The sequence below is a fragment of the Salmonella sp. WC3 genome (assembly GCF_042932255.1).
GTDB lineage: Bacteria > Pseudomonadota > Gammaproteobacteria > Enterobacterales > Enterobacteriaceae > Salmonella > Salmonella enterica.
Map to the genome: position 1 here is coordinate 2,268,887 of NZ_CP170629.1, position 19,898 is coordinate 2,288,784.

Genomic DNA, 19,898 nt, shown 5'->3' on the forward strand with positions numbered 1-19,898 from the left:
CGCTTGCCCCAATAGCGCGGGGAACGTCACGCTATTTCTTACGAGCGGGCATAGCGTAATACATATCAGTGACATACACTGAAGGGAGATATTATGAGCCAGAAATTAAAAGTCGTCACTATTGGTGGCGGGAGCAGCTACACCCCTGAATTACTTGAAGGCTTTATTAAACGCTACCATGAATTACCTGTCACTGAATTATGGCTGGTTGACGTTGAAGACGGGAAAGAGAAGCTGGGCATTATTTATGATCTCTGCCAGCGAATGATTGATAAAGCAGGCGTTCCGCTAAAATTGTATAAAACGCTGGATCGCCGGGAAGCGCTGAAAGACGCTAATTTTGTTACTACCCAGCTACGCGTTGGTCAACTCAAAGCCCGTGAACTGGACGAGCGTATCCCGCTTAGTCACGGCTATCTGGGGCAAGAAACCAACGGTGCTGGCGGTTTATTTAAAGGGTTGCGTACCATTCCGGTTATTTTTGACATCATTAAAGATGTTGAAGAATTATGTCCGAATGCGTGGGTCATTAACTTTACTAATCCGGCAGGGATGGTGACGGAAGCGGTTTATCGTCATACCAACTTTAAAAAGTTCATTGGCGTATGTAATATTCCTGTCGGCATGAAAATGTTTATTCATGACGTGCTGGCGCTGAATGAGACTGACGATCTTTCCATTGACCTGTTTGGTCTAAACCATATGGTCTTTATTAAAGATGTGCTGGTGAATGGCACCTCACGGTTCGCAGAATTACTGGATGGCGTGGCGTCCGGTCAGTTGAAAGCGTCAACCGTAAAAAATATCTTTGATCTGCCGTTTAGTGAAGGATTGATTCGCTCGCTGAACATGCTGCCGTGCTCTTATTTGTTGTATTACTTCAAGCAAAAAGAGATGTTGGCGATTGAAATGGGCGAATATTACAAAGGCGGCGCGCGCGCTCAGGTCGTACAAAAAGTGGAGAAACAACTCTTCGACTTGTACAAAAATCCTGAGCTAAACGTGAAGCCGAAAGAGCTTGAGCAACGCGGCGGCGCTTATTATTCCGATGCCGCTTGTGAAGTCATTAACGCTATTTATAATGACAAGCAGACTGAGCATTACGTTAATATTCCACATCATGGGCATGTCGAGAATATCCCGGCGGACTGGGCGGTGGAAATGACCTGCATTCTGGGACGCAATGGCGCGACGCCGCACCCGCGTATCACCCGTTTTGACGAAAAAGTGCTGGGGCTTATCCACACTATTAAAGGATTTGAGGTCGCGGCCAGCAATGCGGCGCTGAGCGGAAACTTTAATGATGTGCTGCTGGCGCTTAACCTGAGTCCGCTGGTGCATTCCGACCGCGACGCAGATGTCCTGGCGCGTGAACTCATTCTGGCGCATGAAAAATGGCTGCCTAATTTTGCCGCTTGCATCGAAGCGCTTAAAGGTAAGCACCACTGACAGAGGTAGGCTATGGAACGCGTGTTGATTGTGAATGCCGATGATTTTGGCCTGAGTAAAGGGCAAAATTACGGCATTGTTGAAGCATATCGCAACGGCGTTGTGACCTCCACGACGGCGCTGGTCAATGGCGAGGCTATTGACCATGCGGCGCAGCTTAGCCGCGAGCTGCCTGCGCTTGGGGTGGGAATGCATTTTGTTTTGACGTTAGGCAAACCGGTGTCAGAGATGCCGGGCCTGACGCGAGACGGCCTGTTGGGGAAATGGATCTGGCAAATGGCGGAGGAGGATACGCTTCCGCTGGATGAAATTGCGCATGAACTGGCGTGTCAGTATCAGCGTTTCATCGACGTATTTGGCCGCGAGCCAACGCATCTCGACAGTCACCATCATGTGCATATGTTCCCGCAAATTTTCCCCATCGTCGCCCGCTTTGCGGCGCAGCGCGGGATTGCGTTACGTATTGACCGCCAGACGGTGTTGAACGCAGACGATCTGCCGTCGGATTTGCGCAGCACTCAAGGATTTAGTAGTGAATTTTACGGCGAGGAGATCACCGAAGCGTGCTTTTTACGCATTCTGGATGCCTCTGCGCATCGAGGAGAGGCCTCTCTGGAGGTGATGTGTCATCCGGCGTTTGTGGACAACATTATTCGCCAGAGCGCCTATTGTTACCCCCGCTTAACTGAACTGGAGGTATTGACGTCTGCGTCACTCAAGGCAGCGATTGCGGAACGTGGATATCGTCCTGGCAGTTTTCTTGATATTTAGCTCCTGAGTTTGCGGCGCAAGAATGCGCCGCATTTTTTGCTGTTTATGCAGGAATCGCGTTAATTTTCCCCGCACGCGACCAGACACGATGTGCCGCCATCAGCGTCAGCAGAGTGTCCATAAAGTGGTGGTCAACGTTATCGGCCTCAACAAGTCCTTCTTCCCCCTGGCTATCAATGTTTAAAAGCGCCTTAAACCGTCGGGCGTCGCCTGCCAGTGCGATGGGCTTCAGATGTTTGTAGGCTTCCAGAAGGTAGTAACGAGCATCGCCGCAACTCTCGATATCGGCAATATTGCCGCACGGTACTATTACCGCATCGACCGTTAGCGACGGCGCGCCGGCAAAGGTTGCCGCAATAGTTAATGTTGAACCGTCATCAGCCGTTACTTCACCCATCCGTGAATAGAGCAGTTTTACGTGGACGCCTTTGGCTTTTAAAGCCTGCAAAATGGTCAACAGTTCGGCGGCGTTAACCTTGTCGTTCAGCAGAATAGCGACCACTCGGCCTTTAACATCGCCGTCCGGCACCGCATACAGGCTGAGCGCCGGATCTTTTTTCAGACCGTTGACATCAGGAGGCGGGGCAATTTGCGTTTGCTCATGGGTGAGTGAAAAACCGAGATTATGCGCGACGCCCTGAGCCAGCGTGACATCAATATGCGCTAACTGATCGACCACCCGCTCCCGAATATACGCGCGGGCGACTTTACCCAGCTCAAAGCTGAACGCGTCAATAATATGCTGCTGTTCTATCGGCGTCTGACTGAGCCAGAACAGGCGAGGATGCGAGTAATATTCACCGAAAGAGGGGCTGCGTTCGCGGATTTTATTGCCATCCACGCGTTCCTGGTATGATTCGAAGCCGCCGCGTTTTGGCGCTGGCGGCGTTTCGCGTGGCCAGTTGTCATTAATGGAGTTTGGTTCATAGTTCGCCGGATTGGTGTCGATATCCATCCGGTGCATACCGTCACGCTGGAAGTTATGGTAGGGGCAGGTAGGGCGGTTAATCGGAATTTCGTGGAAGTTTGGCCCGCCCAGACGACTGATTTGCGTGTCGGTATAAGAGAACAGACGCCCCTGTAACAGCGGATCGTTGGTAAAATCAATGCCGGGAACAATATGCCCTGGATGAAATGCCGCCTGTTCGTTTTCAGCGAAAAAGTTATCCGGATTACGGTTTAACACCATTTTGCCGACGCGTTGTACTGGCACCAGCTCTTCCGGAATCAGTTTGGTCGGATCGAGCAGATCAAAATCGAATTTAAATTCATCCTCTTCGGCAATGAGTTGTAGGCCCAGCTCGTATTCCGGGAAATCGCCCGCTTCGATGGCCTCCCACAGATCCCTGCGGTGAAAATCCGGATCGCGACCGGTCAGTTTTTGTGACTCATCCCACACCAGCGAGGCTTTACCTGCCAACGGTTTCCAGTGGAAACGGACAAAGGTCGCTTTCCCTTGTGCATTGATCAGACGGAAGGTGTGAATGCCGAACCCTTCCATCGTCCGATAACTGCGTGGAATACCGCGATCCGACATTGCCCACATGACGTTGTGCAGCGTCTCAGGCTGTAAGGAAACATAGTCCCAGAAGGTGTCGTGCGCGCTCTGCCCTTGCGGAATAGCCCAATGTGGTTCGGGCTTAACGGCGTGCACAAAATCCGGAAACTTATGCGCATCCTGGATAAAAAAGATCGGCGTGTTATTACCGACGAGATCGAAAATTCCCTCTTCGGTATAAAATTTGGTCGCAAAACCGCGGATATCACGTACGGTATCAGCAGACCCCGCGCCGCCCTGTACTGTCGAAAAGCGAACAAAGACCGGGGTAATTTTCTGTGGATCGCACAGAAACGCGGCTTTCGTGATGTCGCTCAGGTCTTTATATGGCTGGAAATAGCCGTGCGCTGCAGATCCGCGGGCGTGAACGATCCTCTCCGGGATACGCTCATGGTCAAAGTGGGTAATTTTCTCGCGCAGGATAAAATCTTCCAACAGCGTAGGGCCACGGCTGCCGGCGCGAAGAGAATTTTGATCGTCGGCGATGCGCACGCCCTGATTGGTGGTCAGCGCATAATTTTCGCTGCCTTTACGAAAGGCGTCGAGGGCAGTGAGCTTATCATTCGCGGTCTCGGGCGCTTTTAAGCTGCCGGGGGCCGTCGGTTGCGCGCCCGGCGGCGTCGGTTCTGGCGTGGGGCGATGTGAACCGTCTGACGGCGCCAGGGAGTCCAGGCCGGGCTGTGATTCACGGGTATCATGCACGGGGGACTGATGGGGGGATTTCTCATTATGCGACATTGAACTCGTCTCCTGCTTTCATCACTGAAATGGGCGTGGTAGTAGTCAAAATCACTCTAACTATAGAACATTTCAGCAATTATGCCGGGGGAGAGCGGAACGGCAGACAAGGCTCAATAGGGAAATCGCACGCGCGGAACAGGACGTCGGGGGCGAAGATCGGCTAAAATAGTGTTTTTCTGATTTTTAGCCTTAGAGCCTATCCCAGTAGGCGTTATTGGCGCAGCCAGTTTGGACACGGACAGCGCGCAAAAACCGGAGCGTACACGTAGTACGTGAGGATTTTGAGCACTGCCCGGGACCAAAATGGCAAGTAAAATAGCCCTAATGGGATAGGCTCTTAGCCTCTTTTAGTGAAGCATTAATGATGAAACCTCTTCGCCAGCAAAATCGCCAGATTATTAGCTATATTCCGCGTGTTGAACCCGCGCCGCCGGAACATGCGATAAAAATGGATACGTTTCGCGACGTCTGGATACTGCGCGGTAAATATGTTGCCTTTGTTCTGACGGGGGAGTCATTTCAACGGTCGCCCGCCTTTAGCGTGCCAGAATCGGCGCAACGTTGGGCGAATCAGGTTCGCCAGGAAAACGAAATCGCTGACTAAGAAAAAAACAAAACGCCGGTACTGGAGACCGGCGTTTTTAGTGACAGACATTTTGAGTTGCCGATCGTCGTGTCTCAGACGATGTGAACTCCCGATAATGTATTATCGATGCGCCAGTTCAGCGTCTTCTTCGCTATCGAGAATGGTTTTATCGGTCTGCTTCAGCCACTGGCTGGTCAGCGTACCCGCGGTCATTGAGCCACTCACGTTCAGTGCGGTACGGCCCATATCAATCAACGGTTCGACGGAGATTAACAGCGCGACCAGCGTGACCGGTAAGCCCATGGCAGGCAGCACAATCAGCGCGGCGAAGGTCGCGCCGCCGCCAACGCCGGCAACACCCGCCGAACTTACAGTAACGATACCCACCAGCGTGGCTATCCATACGGGGTCTAAGGGGTTGATGCCGACCGTCGGCGCAACCATTACCGCCAACATCGCAGGATAAAGACCGGCACAACCGTTTTGGCCGATGGTCGCGCCAAAAGAGGCAGCAAAGCTGGCGATGGACTCCGGCACGCCCAGGCGGCGGGTTTGCGCTTCGACATTAAGTGGAATGGAGGCGGCGCTGGAGCGGCTGGTAAAGGCAAATGTCAGCACCGGCCACACCTTGCGGAAATATTTCAGCGGGCTAATCCCGTTCACGCCCAATAGTATGCCGTGAACCACAAACATTATCGCCAGACCAAGATATGACGCTACCACGAAGCTTCCAAGCTTAATGATGTCCTGCAAATTAGAGCCGGCAACCACTTTCGTCATCAGCGCCAGTACGCCGTAAGGCGTAAGTTGCATCACCAGACGCACCAGCTTCATCACCCAGCTTTGCAGGGTATCGATAGCAACAAGCACACGCTCGCCTTTTGGCGCATCATCTTTCAGCAGTTTAAGCGCGGCCACGCCCAGGAATGCGGCGAAAATCACCACGCTGATAATAGACGTAGGATTTGCGCCAGTCAGATCCGCAAACGGATTTTTCGGTACAAAAGACAGCACCAGTTGCGGCACGCTGAGATCGGCCACTTTGCCGACATAGCTCGTCTCAATGGCATTCAGACGCGCGGTTTCCGCGCCGCCCTGAACCAGACCTTCCGCCGTCAGTCCGAACAGATTGGTGACCAGCACGCCCACCAGCGCTGCGATAAGGGTAGTAAACAGCAGCGTGCCGATAGTCAGAAAACTGATTTTCCCCAATTGAGAGGCGTTATGCAGTCGTGCCACGGCGCTTAAAATAGAGGCGAATACCAGCGGCATCACAATCATTTGTAGCAATTGCACATAGCCGTTGCCGACAATATTGAACCACTGAATGGAGTCTTTTAACACCTGACTGTCAGCGCCATAAATGGTGTGCAGGGCCAGACCAAAGACCACGCCCATCACAAGGCCGACAAGCACTTTTTTAGCCAGACTCCACTGTTTATGACGGGCCTGCGCCAGTACAAACAGCAGAATGACGAACACCGCAATGTTCGCAATTAATGGAAAATTCATCCCCGTTCTCCTGATTTTTTTATTATGAAGCGCTGTGTTTTAGCGATTCTGTTCGCGCAAGATTAGCAGAACTGTGAGCTGGCTCTTATATTCAAATGGAATGGTTTATACCAAAAATGATTTTGGCGTTGATTTACTAATCAATCTGGTGATTTATAAAACGATTGAACTGCATTTGCAGGATAGTAATCATCTGCGAAGACCAGCGTATGACGTTGTTTTCCGGCATGGACTGTGGCATCCACACCGCCCAGGCAAACAACGCCATGCATAAAAATCGCTCCAGTTGATTGCCTTTGCGCGGCGCCAGAATAGGCAGGCGGAAACGCCAGCGGCACGGCCACAGTAAGGGAACGCCTGCGGGGGTGAGCATATCCGCGACGATATGGCTTAAATAGCCAAGTACCATGCCTTGCAGCGCATCCGCCGGGATAATCCACGTATCCGGTACCTTGAGATAAAAGGTCGCCAGTAGGGCAAAGACCGCCAGCAGACTATGGGTAAACCCCCGGTGACCGAACGCGCGGGCGATCGGTTTCGATACCCATTTCAGGCGCTGACCAAGAAAAGATTTGGGGTGGTCGATATCCGGCAGCAGACAGGTCAAAATAGCCGAAGGAATAATATGCCACCAGTCGCCGTGCGCAAGGACGGGCGTTAACTCGGCATTCTTGGCGAAAACCGCGCTGGCTATAGAAAAAAGAAGATGTCCTTCCGCCGTCATGATAAAACCCATTAAACTGTCAATTCATACAGTATAGGGTTTTTATACAGTAGGCGGAAGTGGTGACGTTGTAACTCTTTGTCTCTGTCAAAGCCGCTTGCCGTCTGGCTCAGCGGCTAATTGCCCGTTGACTTTGTTTCGGAAACATCTTAACCGAGTAGATGCGCCGCCGTCAGCTCTGTCAGTGAGTTAAGTTTGACATTCGCCAGCGCAAAGCGCGGATCAGGCTGGTTTTCTTCTGCTGGCACCACAATGGCGCGCATTCGCGCCGCCTTTGCCGCGATTAGACCATTCACCGAATCCTCCAGCGCCACGCAGGTTAATGGATCAACGCCTAATTTGGCCGCACAATCCAGATAGACCTGCGGGTGCGGTTTGCTGTAGGGCAATTTTTCCGCAGAGGCCAGCGCGTCAAAACTGTCGCGCAGTTCAAACATGGTGAGCACTTTTTCCAGCATATGCAGCGGCGATGCCGAGGCAAGCCCCACTAATAGCCCCTGCGCTTTACACAGCGCCACAGCTTCGCGCACACCCGGCAAAAGAGGGCGCGTCTCTTCGATAAGCGTAATCGCGCGGGCAATAACACGGTTTGTCACTTCCTGGCGATCGGGGCCGTTCCACGGTTGCTGCGCAAACCAGAGATCGACAACCATATCAATGCGTAGCCCAAGCGTGTCTGGCAGTTCATGGCGCCGAGTAATATCTACGCCTAAACTTGCCATCACGTCCAGTTCAGCGCGATCCCAGAGCGGTTCGGAATCGATCAGTAGTCCATCCATATCGAAAATTGCAGCAAGAATTTGACGTGGGGTTGACATCACAACCTCTCCTGTTGAGATTAAAAAATAACGAATTAAGCGTTCATTATGACCATGTTCTTAGTATATCGCCCTAAAAGATCAGGCGAAAACGGGAATCAACAGGTAGACTTAGGCCAAAACGACGCGTCTTTATCAAGGGGAACTCATGACGTATCAACAAGCTGGACGCATTGCAATCCTAAAAAGAGTTGTTGGGTGGGTTATTTTTATTCCGGCACTGCTTTCCACGCTCATCTCAGTCCTTAAATTTATGTATGAGCACAGTGAAAAGCAGGAGGGGATAAATGCGGTAATGCTGGATTTTACCCACGTAATGATAGACATGATGCGCGTGAATACGCCGTTTCTGAATGTTTTTTGGTACAACTCGCCGACGCCGAATTTTCAGGGAAGCCTGAATATCGGTTTCTGGCTCATTTTTATTCTGATTTTTGTCGGGCTGGCGATGCAGGATTCCGGCGCCAGAATGAGCCGCCAGTCACGTTTTTTGCGTGAAGGCGTGGAAGATCAGTTGATTCTGGAAAAAGCAAAAGGCGCGGAAGGGCTAACGCGTGAGCAGATAGAGTCACGTATCGTGGTGCCGCACCATACCATCTTTTTACAGTTTTTCCCGCTCTATATTTTGCCGGTCATTATTATCGTGCTCGGCTACTTTTTCTTTTCCTTGTTAGGCTTCATGTAAACTGAAAAATGCCGGATAGCCCGTATCCGGCATGGGCTGTACCTATACCGCAAGCAGCCGATCCATCGCTTTTTGCGCAGTAGCCAGGTGCTGACCGCCAAACAGCCTTGCCCGATTAAGCAGGGTGTAGAGCTGGTAAATCGGCTGCCTGTCGAGAAAATCCAGCGGTAGCGGCGAAACGGACTGATAGCCGTCATAAATCTGCGGTGGCTGATCGGTATGCAGCGGCAGCATCGCCAGATCGCATTCTCTGTCGCCCCAATAGCAGGCTGGATCGAAGATATAGGGGCCGTCAGGGCCAAGCGCGCAGTTCGCCGACCATAGATCGCCATGCAAAAGAGAAGGCTGCGGTTGATGCGACGCCAGACGTTGCTGAACATGTTCAACAATGGCGTCAATATTACCAAAGGTAATGCCTTTTTCCGCGGCGAGTTCAAGCTGCCAGCCAATGCGCTGTTCGGCGAAAAAAGTCGACCAACGGCGTTGCCAGGTATTCGGCTGCGGTGTGGTAGAAAGCGCGTTATCAAAATCGAGGCCGAATTGAGGTTGATCGCTCCATTGGTGCAGGCGCGCCAGCTGTTGCCCAAGAATAAACGTATTATGGGCATCCAGCGGGCGGGGCGAGAGGTAGTCCATGACTAAAAAGCTGTAATCCCGATCCGAACCTACCGCCCATACCTTAGGCACAACAACGGTTTTACTGCGGGAGAGCAGCTCCAGCTGATCGGCTTCAGCGGTAAAACCGCGAAGCATTTCTCGTTCATCGCACTTTACGAAAAAATCATGGCCTGCATAACGTAAATGCCATGCGGCATGAACTTCTCCGCCTGGCAGTTCATTACGCAGTTCGATTTCGCCTTCACCGACTTGCTCGCTTAAAAGACGACTGATAGCTTGCCACATATTGTCTCTCCCCACGTTGTCTGCCAGATCATAAGGTTAGCGCAAAAATGCGGTTAAAAAATACGAACTAACGCACATCGCGGACGCGCCGCGGCGGGAATGGCACTTATTGTGCTTTTTTACTCCACGCCTCCCAGGTCGCCACGGTAATGTCGACATCCTTATCTAACGCGCTTTTCGCAAGTCCGGCGACAAGCGCTTTGATTTCATCAGCGCTCTGAGCGCTAACAAAGCCAAACGTATTGGTGCCGAGCTCATGCACATTCCCTTCATCGTCCGTTAATGTCAGCAAAAAACCGCTGCGCGTCAGATGGTTATTGAGTTCGTTAATCTCGGTCAGGGAATCTTCATGGAAGGTTACGGTAATAACATAACGGGTAATATCGCCACTGGCCATCGTTCACCTCGTTGGGAGCAACTGTGTTTTTAACAGCGGTGGATGCGCCGCCCGTTAACCGATTTTCCGGTATCCCCCTCGGCGAGGGGGAAACGATTATTGCGCGGAAAGATAGGCGTATATTTTTTGGGTATCGTCATGAGAACACAGACGCGTACCTTGATTGAGCGTAGCGGCGCTGCCTGCCGCCACACCGAAGCGCACCATCTCTTCCAGCGACGCGTCTTGCGCCAGTTTTAACGTCATCGCGCCTACCATACTGTCGCCTGCGCCGACAGTACTTTGACTTTTCACCGGGGGAGGAACAACCTGGATGCAATTCTCACTATCTATGCCCAGCGCCCCTTGCGGCCCCAGAGAGACCACTACCCGGCGAGCCTTGCCGCTTTGCACTAATTCCTGGGCCGCTTTACGCACATCATCAGGCTGCGTCAGATCGCGATTAACCAACGCGCTCAATTCTTTCAGGTTAGGTTTCACCAGTTCGATATCGCCAAGCGCCAGCGCGGCGGTGAGCGCGTCGCCAGAGCTATCAATAATGCAGCGAATGCCTTGCTTCTGTGCGGCGGAAATCAGTTGCGTGAGTTTCTCGACCTTAACGCCGGGCGGAAGGCTGCCGCTGATAACCAGAATTGCCCCGGATTCAATTTCCAGTACCTGTTCTTCAAGCTGGCGAAATTCGTCATCGTCCAGCGTGGCGCCGGGCATAACAAAACGATACTGTTCGCCGCTGGACTCGACGTGGACGTGCAGGTTCTGACGCGTCCAGTCTTTCGCATCGACGGTAGACACGGGGACATTTTCGTCAGCCAGTAGTGCGACCAGATGTTCGCCGGTAGCGCCGCCAGCCGGGAAAATTGCGGTCGCGGTGCCGCCAAGATGCGCAATGGCGCGAGCGACATTAATACCCCCGCCGCCGGGTTCGAATACCGGCGCGGAGCACCGCAGTTTACCTTCGGGATAAATTTGCGGCGTGATTGTTGCGCTATCGAGAGAGGGCGCAAGCGTCAACGTATAGATACGTACCATCGTTACCTCCTGTTAGGCTGATTTCAGTCTGGCACTTAATCCCCGGAAAGTGAAGGAATTAACAATATGATTTTCCGGATCTTTATTTAAAGAAGTACGATGTAAAGTTATATAAATAAATGAATGCTTCGGGAGGGTTCTTATTCAAAAAATGAAATAGTAATTGATTGCTATGTTATTCGGGGCTTCTTATAATTCGCTACCTTTCCAGGGGCGTTTGTCATTGATCCCTATGAAAGTTTCCGGGACCGTCGTGGTCTCTTTTTTAGTTGTACGGACTCTATATAAATGAAGCTTTTGAAGGCAGTACCCGCTGTAGTTATGCTGGCGGGTGGCGTGTTCGCGTCTCTGTATGCCGCCGCCGATGATTCCGTTTTTACTGTCATGGATGATCCCTCCACCGCGAAAAAACCTTTTGAAGGTAATCTGAATGCGGGCTACCTTGCTCAGTCAGGCAATACTAAAAGTTCTTCCTTAACGGCTGACACGGCGATGACCTGGTATGGACAACGTACCGCCTGGTCATTATGGGGCAATGCCAGCAATACCTCCTCTAATGATGAACGCTCTTCAGAAAAATATGCGGTAGGCGCGCGTAACCGTTTTAATATGACGGATTATGATTATACCTTTGGCCAGGCCAGTTGGCTGACAGACCGTTTCAACGGTTATCGTCAGCGCGACGTACTGACCGCCGGTTACGGGCGGCAGTTCCTTAATGGTCCAGTGCACAGCTTCCGTTTTGAATTCGGTCCTGGGGTTCGCTATGACGAACATACGGACGATACCACTGAAACGCAGCCGTTGGGTTATGCTTCCGGCAGCTATGCCTGGCAGTTAACTGACAATGCTAAGTTTACACAGGGGGTGTCAGTATTTGGCGCAGAAGACACCACACTAAATTCGGAAACAGCCCTCAATGTCGCCATTAACGAACATTTTGGTCTAAAGGTGGGGTATAATTTAACGTGGAACTCGCAGCCGCCTGAATCAGCGCCTGAACATACCGATCGCCGCACTACGGTAACGCTGGGCTATAAGATGTAATATTGCGCCGGGTTACATTACGTAACCCGGTTATTCCGTGGTGACGCCTCAGAAGAAGAAGGTGATGTCGCCGTTGATATAAGAATAGTCGTCTCCGGTGCGAAATTCCGACGTGACTTTGTTTAAAGAAAGCGAAAATGCGACGGGAGAATAGCCGATGGTGGCACCGACGCGATATTCATCCACGGTTTTATTAATATCCACCGTTTCCATTTTTGTTTGCAGCGTTTTCCCCTGTAACGTGTAGTTTTTATCAACTTCCCTGCGCTCAACGCCAGCAAATACCTTATAGATCAATCCCTCTTTTTGAGTGTGTATTAACCCTCGGCGGGACAGTAACCCAAACCCATTATCAGAGTTGAAGGTCTTATCATTTCCCAGCGCAACGGTTGCGCCGTACCCCAAATACTGGAAGAGATTGCCGCCGACAGCAGAGACTTCTGGATAGAAGCCCACATTGACGCCCAGAATATCAATAGCTGGCGTAAGGGAGACCATTCCTTTTGCCGTATAACCATAACGGTTTTCAATTTGATCCTGCCAGGCAGGGTATTTTTCTGCGCCTATTATTCGATGCGCCCGATTCTGAACCTCCTGACCGCCTGCGTCAGGACCAATAACGCCAATATCGGTACCTAAACGATAACGTAACCAATTGGTGGCTAATGAATTCCACTCCAGTCCGGTATGAAGAAAGGCGCTGAACGCGCGGTCGCCTTTGACGGCTTCAGGCTTTCTCTTATTGGCACCTGATGGAGAATAAATATCTTGCGCGATATGAAAAGAGAGTTGACTGGCGTCAGTGAGATCGTGGCTGTAGCCTAAAAAGAGCCCGGCAGTATAATCACCCCGGTCTGCAGCCGGGTGCCCATAAAGGGCATTTAAGGATGGTTGAAATATACCTGCATCATCATTCGCCACTGAAATAGCAAGGCTACTGGCATTGGCCATTGTGGTCGTACTGAGTATGGCGGCAATCATCGTTGCGCAATAGCTGTATTTGTTCACTTTTTACCCCTGAATATGAAAGTGAATACTCTTATTTTTACAAAGTAATAAGCACAGCAGCATGATGCGCAGTGCTTATAAACCTTTAAATATAACTAAACTCCTGCCAGCAGCGAGTCATTGAGAGGATACGTTGCCTTAATGTTGAAAAATGGTGTTGAAAAACATGCGTCAGATATTATTGAATATCCATTTTTCATTCGCTATCTGAGTGCGAGAAATTATTGGCTTCACGATTATGCATATAATACGATGTTTTTGGGTATCAATATGAATATCACGTTGTATTCTTTTGAGCTCATTTTCTATGATGGCTTCGATGTTTATCTGTTATTAATTTTTACCGTGATAGTGTTGTCTTTAATGATGAGCGCATCTAACGGCTGGCAGGGTAATATAACCAAATTATTGCTACCTGAATTATTAGGGCAGTTATTATTAAGGAAGAAAAAATGAATAAAACCATTAATTTGCTAAAATTACTGCCCGTAGTATTATTAAGCGCATGTACTACATCGTATCCTCCCCAGGATACAACATCGGCACCCGAGTTACCCCATCGTAACGTACTCGTTCAGCAACCTGATAACTGTAGCGTTGGCTGTCCTCAAGGAGGAAGTCAACAAACAATCTATCGCCATGTCTATACGCTCAATAATAATAGCGCCACGAAATTTGCCAACTGGGTTGCCTATAGCGTGACAAAGACCAGCCAGGCAAGCGGTCGCCCGCGGAACTGGGCGCAGGACCCCGATTTACCGCCCTCGGATACGTTGGCCCCTTCGGCCTATAAAAATGCCCATACGCTATTAAAAGTCGACAGGGGACACCAGGCGCCGTTGGCAGGATTGGGCGGCGTTTCGGACTGGCCGTCGTTAAATTATTTATCGAATATTACGCCGCAGAAATCCGCCCTGAACCAGGGAGCATGGGCTGCACTGGAAAACCGGGTGCGCGAACTTGCTAAACAGGCTGATGTATCTGTAGTGCACGTAGTGACCGGCCCCCTTTTTGAGCGGCATATCGCCACATTGCCAGAAGATGCGACGGTAGAAATTCCCAGCGGGTACTGGAAGGTTTTATTCACCGGAACGGCGCCGTCAAAAAGTGAAGGAAATTACGCTGCGTTTATCATGGATCAGAATACGCCCCGTTCGGCGAATTTTTGCGACTATCAGGTTACCGTGGAGGCTATCGAACATAAAACGAAGCCAGTGCTGACGCTGTGGTCTGCCTTGCCTGAAGCGGTAGCCAGCGAGGTGAAAACGACAAAGGGGAGTCTGGCGCAGAAGTTAGGTTGTCGATGAGAAGCGCTATACGGCGCGTAGAAAGATAATGGAGAAACCCTGTCAAGGGTCTTGATTTGCTATAGAGTGATGCAATCTCCCTTTTTTTAGTGTTACCATCATCATGCCGGACGAAAATAGCGATTTTCGTCTGTGTCGAAGGTTGTGCGCCAATTTAGCAATGGTTGGCTAGATGGATACACAACTCACTGTCAATAAATTCATTTTCTCTTTGTATGTGATCTTGCGTATAAGTACTATCCTTCATTCACATCCATTCACGTTCGTTTAAACCTGTTTCACCAGTTCCGCGTCATTACTGGTAATAGCGGATATATATGTTTCATACCGTTTCATATTGTTCCCTTTCGCGCCGTAAGATGTGTGTACCTAATCTAGCTTAAGCAGGGAGCTGTCATTCATAACACAGAGTTTATTGGTATCAATGGTAGATTATATTACGGTGATAATCTCGGGATGATCCGCATATGAGTAGATGTGGATTAGGGCGGAGTAGCGGCAGGACTAATAATAACCGGCGGCGAGAAATACATAATTGAGGGGCTATTCATAAATCATTATTAGGAAACTCAAGCACTATCATGAATGCATCAAAAGTAATTTACGTTGGTAATGCTGTTCAGCAAACCCAACAGGATTTACTCTCCAAAACTAAATAAAACGGCGGCATTGCCGCCGTATAACTTATTTATCGCTTCTTAGTAAAACGAATCTTATATGCGCTGAAAAAACAAAGGAAGATGCAATGTATACCATAAAGGCAATCATCAAATGCTCAGGGAACAACCATCCCATGCTAACAGGAATCACACTTATTCCAATGCAAAATAGGAACATTATGAAATAATGCGCTGACTTTGTTTCCTGAGTTTTATTGGAGAAATACTTAGCCAGGGCGCCTTTAAATACTCCAGATATAACTAACCAAACTGGTGTAAAAAGCCCGAAATCTGCGTATAGTTCACCATACCCGAAAGCAGGAGCGCCCTGATTTCTGTAGAATGCATCAGGGAAAAATACTTTTGCCAGATACAATGCGCCAAAATCTTCAGGCTTATCAGGCCAAATAGCCCTCGGAATCCTCGAGTAAACCTCGCTCTCCATTAGTAATTTTCCGTACATAAAGTCAAAGTTTGAGGAAGCAACAAGAACAGCATTACGGGTATAATCCGAGTAATTCGCCATATTTTCTATCGGATTCCCATCAGTAAACGTATATGCAAAGAATGCCGTTACAATGACTGCTATAACAGCAAACGATTTCACCAGGAACATAAATTTAATTTTTTTATTTTCAATATATGAAAGGTAAAGGATGAATGCTATAAATATACTAAATATTGGTCCTTTGTTACCATGCAAGAAAATAAGTATACAGTTAAATAAAACTATGGAAATGCAAAATAACTTTGATTTTTTGTATGTAAAGAACGCGCAAATAGAAGCGACAAGAGAAAACATTAATGAAGGATAGAAGTATATACCATACCCTGTTCTGGTTAATTCGTATATTCTTCTTGGGTTAAGTATGTACTCTCTGAACTCCATCAACACTGGAAGGTAAATGATAAAAGCAAGGAAGGTGAATAACAATGAAGTAAACACATACCTTGGTTTATTTTTTGTGTTCGATTTATTGTATATTGATTTTCTTTGTGTGTAAAGATAAGAAATAACAAATGATGCTATGTATGTTATATAGCAAGTATAGAAAAACAAATATTCCACTGTATACTTCCGCACCTCTGAGAGGTATACAAATATACCTTCAAACACGTACAGTGTAGGCACTGTTATTATCAGGTATGGGACCATTACATTTATTATTTTCCCCTCAATTCTTACGGAAAGAGTATAGAGATAAACTATAAATAATAAGCATAATACAATGTATGAAATTATAAGCATATAGAGCCTTTAGAAAAAATGCTTAGTATTAATAATATTGCCATCAGGCAAACAAGGTGTGGTACGGAAAATCTTCTGGCAAGATATTCTGAATCTGGTAGTCTATAATCATTACTCATCACTATCTTCCCGATATCAAACCGTGTTATTGACATATTAACACTCATTAACACTTCTATCTACTGCGCCTCCGATAGCATGAAGCTATCAAGCGTTTGCAGCAAAAACATCAAGCAATGTAAATGCTTTTGATAATTACGCATGATTGTTACTGTGTTTATATACAGTGGCATTCGAAGGTTCATCATGAGTTTCCCGAGTCCTGTAAAAGACTATACAGAGAAAGAGCTATCACTCGACGAGTAATTCATCTCACATCGTGCCGCGACATACTTCAAGCAACACAGACGAATTACAAGTACGGCATCATAAGTGAGACGTTGCTAGTTATAGAAGCTTCATAGCAGCATGTAATGGCTCTTTGCTGGTATGTGCTTTGGAAAGTGGGTTTCGTATTGTGCGTTATTGCATGCTGCCAGGTCCCCATCTGGAGAATATAGATAGCTGTCGTCGTGAAAAGCTATCTGATGTGAATGCCTCATACGGTGGCAGTAAGCCGAGACTCAGAGTGACCATGTACATCATTAACGATACGCGTGCCGGGTAGTGTGTTGGGATTCAGGTTCTGTAGAACAGAAAGATGCAATCTCCCTTTTTTTAGTGTTACCATCGTCATGCCGGACGAAGATAGCGATTTTCGTCTGTGTCGAAGGTTGTGCGCCAATTTAGCAATGGTTGGCTAGATGGATACACAACTCACTGTCAATAAATTCATTTTCTCTTTGTATGTGATCTTGCGTATGGGTCACCACTGCAAATAAGGATATAACATGCCTGTTATTACTCTTCCTGATGGCAGCCAACGCCATTATGACCACCCTGTAAGCCCGATGGATGTTGCTCTGGACATTGGTCCTGGCCTGGCGAAAGCCACCATTGCGGGCCGTGTGAATGGCGAGCTGGTTGATGCTTCCGATCTGATTGAAAATGATGCGACGCTTGCCATCATCACCGCAAAAGATGAAGAGGGTCTGGAGATCATTCGTCACTCTTGCGCGCATCTGTTAGGTCACGCAATCAAGCAACTTTGGCCGCACACGAAAATGGCGATCGGCCCGGTTGTCGACAACGGTTTTTACTATGACGTTGATCTTGACCGCACGCTAACTCAGGAAGATGTCGAAGCGCTCGAAAAGCGGATGCATGAGCTCGCCGAGAAAAATTACGACGTTATCAAGAAAAAGGTGAGCTGGCATGACGCGCGCGAAACCTTCGTGAAGCGCGGCGAGACTTACAAAGTCGCTATTCTTGATGAAAATATCGCCCATGATGATAAGCCAGGCTTGTACCATCATGAAGAATATGTCGACATGTGTCGTGGTCCGCACGTGCCGAATATGCGTTTCTGCCATAACTTTAAACTGATGAAAACTGCCGGCGCATACTGGCGCGGTGACAGCAATAATAAGATGTTGCAGCGTATTTACGGTACGGCATGGGCAGATAAAAAAGCCCTGAACGCTTATCTGCAGCGCCTGGAAGAGGCCGCAAAACGCGACCACCGTAAAATTGGTAAGCAGCTCGACCTGTATCATATGCAGGAAGAAGCGCCGGGCATGGTGTTCTGGCATAACGACGGCTGGACTATCTTCCGCGAGCTGGAGGTCTTTGTTCGTTCTAAACTCAAAGAGTACCAGTATCAAGAAGTTAAAGGCCCGTTCATGATGGACCGTGTGCTGTGGGAAAAAACCGGGCACTGGGACAACTATAAAGATGCGATGTTCACCACATCTTCAGAAAACCGCGAATATTGCATCAAGCCGATGAACTGCCCGGGCCACGTTCAGATCTTTAACCAGGGTCTGAAATCCTATCGTGATTTGCCGCTGCGTATGGCGGAATTCGGTAGCTGCCACCGTAACGAGCCATCAGGCGCGCTGCATGGTCTGATGCGCGTACGCGGCTTTACGCAGGATGATGCGCATATCTTCTGCACCGAAGAGCAGATCCGCGATGAAGTTAACGCTTGTATTCGTATGGTCTACGATATGTACAGCACCTTTGGCTTCGAGAAGATCGTCGTCAAGCTTTCCACTCGTCCTGATAAGCGTATCGGCAGCGATGAGATGTGGGATCGTGCTGAGGCGGATCTGGCGGTTGCGCTGGAAGAAAATAATATCCCGTTTGAGTATCAACTGGGTGAAGGCGCATTCTACGGTCCGAAAATTGAATTTACCTTATATGACTGCCTCGATCGTGCATGGCAGTGCGGTACAGTACAGCTGGACTTCTCCTTACCGTCTCGTTTGAGCGCCTCCTATGTAGGCGAAGACAACGAGCGTAAGGTGCCGGTAATGATTCACCGTGCGATTCTTGGATCGATGGAACGCTTCATCGGTATCCTGACCGAAGAGTTCGCTGGTTTCTTCCCGACATGGCTCGCGCCTGTTCAGGTAGTCGTGATGAATATTACCGATTCGCAGTCTGAATACGTTAACGAATTGACGCAGAAACTACAAAATGCGGGCATTCGTGTAAAAGCAGACTTGAGAAATGAGAAGATTGGCTTTAAAATCCGCGAGCACACTTTACGTCGTGTCCCTTATATGTTGGTCTGTGGTGATAAAGAGGTGGAAGCAGGCAAAGTTGCCGTTCGCACCCGCCGCGGTAAAGACCTGGGCAGTCTGGACGTAAATGACGTGATTGAGAAGCTGCAACAAGAGATTCGCAGCCGCAGTCTTCAACAACTGGAGGAATAAAGTATTAAAGGCGGAAAACGAGTTCAAACGGCGCGTCCGAATCGTATTAATAGCGAAATTCGCGCGCAAGAAGTTCGCTTAACAGGTCTGGAAGGCGAGCAGCTTGGTATTGTGAGTCTGAGAGAAGCTCTGGAAAAAGCTGAAGAAGCCGGAGTAGACTTAGTCGAAATCAGCCCTAACGCCGAGCCGCCGGTTTGTCGTATAATGGATTACGGCAAATTCCTCTATGAAAAGAGTAAGTCTTCTAAGGAACAGAAGAAAAAGCAAAAAGTTATCCAGGTGAAGGAAATTAAATTCCGTCCTGGGACAGATGAAGGCGACTATCAGGTAAAACTCCGCAGCCTGATTCGCTTTCTCGAAGAGGGCGATAAGGCCAAAATCACGCTGCGTTTCCGCGGTCGTGAAATGGCCCACCAGCAAATCGGTATGGAAGTGCTTAATCGCGTGAAAGACGATTTGCAAGAACTGGCAGTGGTCGAATCCTTCCCAACGAAGATCGAAGGCCGTCAGATGATCATGGTGCTTGCTCCTAAGAAGAAACAGTAAGGCCTTCAAGTAACAATTCTGTGAAGCCTTCGGGCTTCACAGGTTTTGTTCGCCTATGTTTCGTTTATTAACAATGCGAAGTGGAAGTTA

At 49.0% G+C, this 19,898-nt stretch carries 18 protein-coding genes and 1 pseudogene; 10 read left to right on the plus strand and 9 right to left on the minus strand.

The annotated features are described in order from the left end of the window. The first annotated feature begins 93 nt into the window (after window positions 1-93). Together ACFK9X_RS10885 and chbG are read left to right on the plus strand one after the other, a co-directional pair. Window positions 94-1,449: a 6-phospho-beta-glucosidase gene (locus ACFK9X_RS10885; RefSeq protein WP_151116402.1), complete on the plus strand. Its 1,356-nt coding sequence runs from the start codon at window positions 94-96 to the stop codon at window positions 1,447-1,449. Window positions 1,450-1,461: 12 nt separating this feature from the next. Further along, window positions 1,462-2,220, plus strand: a complete 759-nt coding sequence (chbG, locus tag ACFK9X_RS10890) for a chitin disaccharide deacetylase (RefSeq protein ID WP_000442730.1) — start codon at window positions 1,462-1,464, stop codon at window positions 2,218-2,220. A gap of 43 nt (window positions 2,221-2,263) precedes the next feature. Here the strand turns inward: chbG and katE are convergent, their stop codons facing one another. Next, window positions 2,264-4,516, minus strand: coding sequence for a catalase HPII (katE, locus tag ACFK9X_RS10895; RefSeq protein WP_151116404.1), 2,253 nt, complete (start codon window positions 4,514-4,516; stop codon window positions 2,264-2,266). A 364-nt stretch (window positions 4,517-4,880) separates the two neighbouring features. Here katE and cedA point away from each other — a divergent pair, with 364 nt between their 5' ends. Next, a complete protein-coding gene (gene cedA / locus ACFK9X_RS10900; protein ID WP_000977510.1) occupies window positions 4,881-5,123 on the plus strand; it encodes a cell division activator CedA in 243 nt (80 codons plus the stop codon). Between the two features lie 102 nt (window positions 5,124-5,225). On the opposite strand, the gene tcyP is transcribed toward cedA, so the two are convergent. From tcyP to hxpB, 3 genes are all read right to left on the minus strand, one after another. Further along, complete coding sequence (tcyP, locus tag ACFK9X_RS10905; RefSeq protein WP_001010662.1) at window positions 5,226-6,617, minus strand: cystine/sulfocysteine:cation symporter; 1,392 nt, start codon at window positions 6,615-6,617, stop codon at window positions 5,226-5,228. 136 nt (window positions 6,618-6,753) lie between these two features. Then, window positions 6,754-7,353 (minus strand): metal-dependent hydrolase, encoded by a 600-nt coding sequence (locus tag ACFK9X_RS10910; RefSeq protein WP_000505804.1) that lies wholly within the window; start codon window positions 7,351-7,353, stop codon window positions 6,754-6,756. A 137-nt stretch (window positions 7,354-7,490) separates the two neighbouring features. Continuing rightward, the gene (gene hxpB, locus ACFK9X_RS10915) at window positions 7,491-8,159 is read right to left on the minus strand and encodes a hexitol phosphatase HxpB (RefSeq protein ID WP_000106848.1); all 669 of its coding nucleotides are present in this window, start codon (window positions 8,157-8,159) and stop codon (window positions 7,491-7,493) included. Between the two features lie 148 nt (window positions 8,160-8,307). Here hxpB and ACFK9X_RS10920 point away from each other — a divergent pair, with 148 nt between their 5' ends. Continuing rightward, on the plus strand, window positions 8,308-8,844 hold the full coding sequence (locus ACFK9X_RS10920) for a YniB family protein (protein WP_151116406.1): 537 nt from the start codon (window positions 8,308-8,310) through the stop codon (window positions 8,842-8,844). 42 nt (window positions 8,845-8,886) lie between these two features. On the opposite strand, the gene ACFK9X_RS10925 is transcribed toward ACFK9X_RS10920, so the two are convergent. The 3 genes from ACFK9X_RS10925 to pfkB all read right to left on the minus strand — a co-directional run bounded on the left by ACFK9X_RS10925 (window position 8,887) and on the right by pfkB (window position 11,173). Then, window positions 8,887-9,747 carry a fructosamine kinase family protein gene (locus ACFK9X_RS10925; RefSeq protein ID WP_151116408.1) on the minus strand — a complete coding sequence of 287 codons (861 nt, stop codon included), beginning with the start codon at window positions 9,745-9,747 and terminating at the stop codon, window positions 8,887-8,889. A gap of 106 nt (window positions 9,748-9,853) precedes the next feature. Beyond that, window positions 9,854-10,144 (minus strand): type V toxin-antitoxin system endoribonuclease antitoxin GhoS, encoded by a 291-nt coding sequence (ghoS, locus tag ACFK9X_RS10930; RefSeq protein WP_151116410.1) that lies wholly within the window; start codon window positions 10,142-10,144, stop codon window positions 9,854-9,856. Between the two features lie 96 nt (window positions 10,145-10,240). Further along, on the minus strand, window positions 10,241-11,173 hold the full coding sequence (gene pfkB / locus ACFK9X_RS10935; protein ID WP_000251706.1) for a 6-phosphofructokinase II: 933 nt from the start codon (window positions 11,171-11,173) through the stop codon (window positions 10,241-10,243). A 288-nt stretch (window positions 11,174-11,461) separates the two neighbouring features. Here pfkB and ACFK9X_RS10940 point away from each other — a divergent pair, with 288 nt between their 5' ends. Continuing rightward, entirely contained in the window at window positions 11,462-12,220 is a 759-nt protein-coding gene (locus tag ACFK9X_RS10940; RefSeq protein ID WP_000770981.1) for a YdiY family protein, read from the plus strand. Between the two features lie 48 nt (window positions 12,221-12,268). Here the strand turns inward: ACFK9X_RS10940 and ACFK9X_RS10945 are convergent, their stop codons facing one another. Beyond that, window positions 12,269-13,228 carry a lipid A deacylase LpxR family protein gene (locus tag ACFK9X_RS10945; RefSeq protein WP_001046438.1) on the minus strand — a complete coding sequence of 320 codons (960 nt, stop codon included), beginning with the start codon at window positions 13,226-13,228 and terminating at the stop codon, window positions 12,269-12,271. A gap of 141 nt (window positions 13,229-13,369) precedes the next feature. Here ACFK9X_RS10945 and ACFK9X_RS10950 point away from each other — a divergent pair, with 141 nt between their 5' ends. From ACFK9X_RS10950 to ACFK9X_RS10960, 3 genes and pseudogenes are all read left to right on the plus strand, one after another. Beyond that, window positions 13,370-13,684: a hypothetical protein gene (locus ACFK9X_RS10950; RefSeq protein ID WP_024158272.1), complete on the plus strand. Its 315-nt coding sequence runs from the start codon at window positions 13,370-13,372 to the stop codon at window positions 13,682-13,684. Continuing rightward, the gene (locus ACFK9X_RS10955; protein ID WP_001044093.1) at window positions 13,681-14,535 is read left to right on the plus strand and encodes a DNA/RNA non-specific endonuclease; all 855 of its coding nucleotides are present in this window, start codon (window positions 13,681-13,683) and stop codon (window positions 14,533-14,535) included. The genes ACFK9X_RS10950 and ACFK9X_RS10955 overlap by 4 nt, the downstream gene beginning before the upstream one ends. Window positions 14,536-14,707: 172 nt before the next feature. Next, window positions 14,708-14,913: pseudogene (locus ACFK9X_RS10960) on the plus strand (hypothetical protein). Window positions 14,914-15,219: 306 nt separating this feature from the next. On the opposite strand, the gene ACFK9X_RS10965 reads toward ACFK9X_RS10960, so the two are convergent. Next, window positions 15,220-16,443 carry an O-antigen polymerase gene (locus ACFK9X_RS10965; RefSeq protein WP_023226934.1) on the minus strand — a complete coding sequence of 408 codons (1,224 nt, stop codon included), beginning with the start codon at window positions 16,441-16,443 and terminating at the stop codon, window positions 15,220-15,222. An 890-nt stretch (window positions 16,444-17,333) separates the two neighbouring features. On the opposite strand from ACFK9X_RS10965, the gene thrS reads away from it, so the two are divergent. Beyond that, a complete protein-coding gene (gene thrS / locus ACFK9X_RS10970; protein WP_151116412.1) occupies window positions 17,334-19,262 on the plus strand; it encodes a threonine--tRNA ligase in 1,929 nt (642 codons plus the stop codon). Between the two features lie 3 nt (window positions 19,263-19,265). Further along, window positions 19,266-19,808, plus strand: a complete 543-nt coding sequence (infC, locus tag ACFK9X_RS10975; RefSeq protein WP_001574431.1) for a translation initiation factor IF-3 — start codon at window positions 19,266-19,268, stop codon at window positions 19,806-19,808. The last annotated feature ends 90 nt before the right edge of the window (window positions 19,809-19,898 follow it).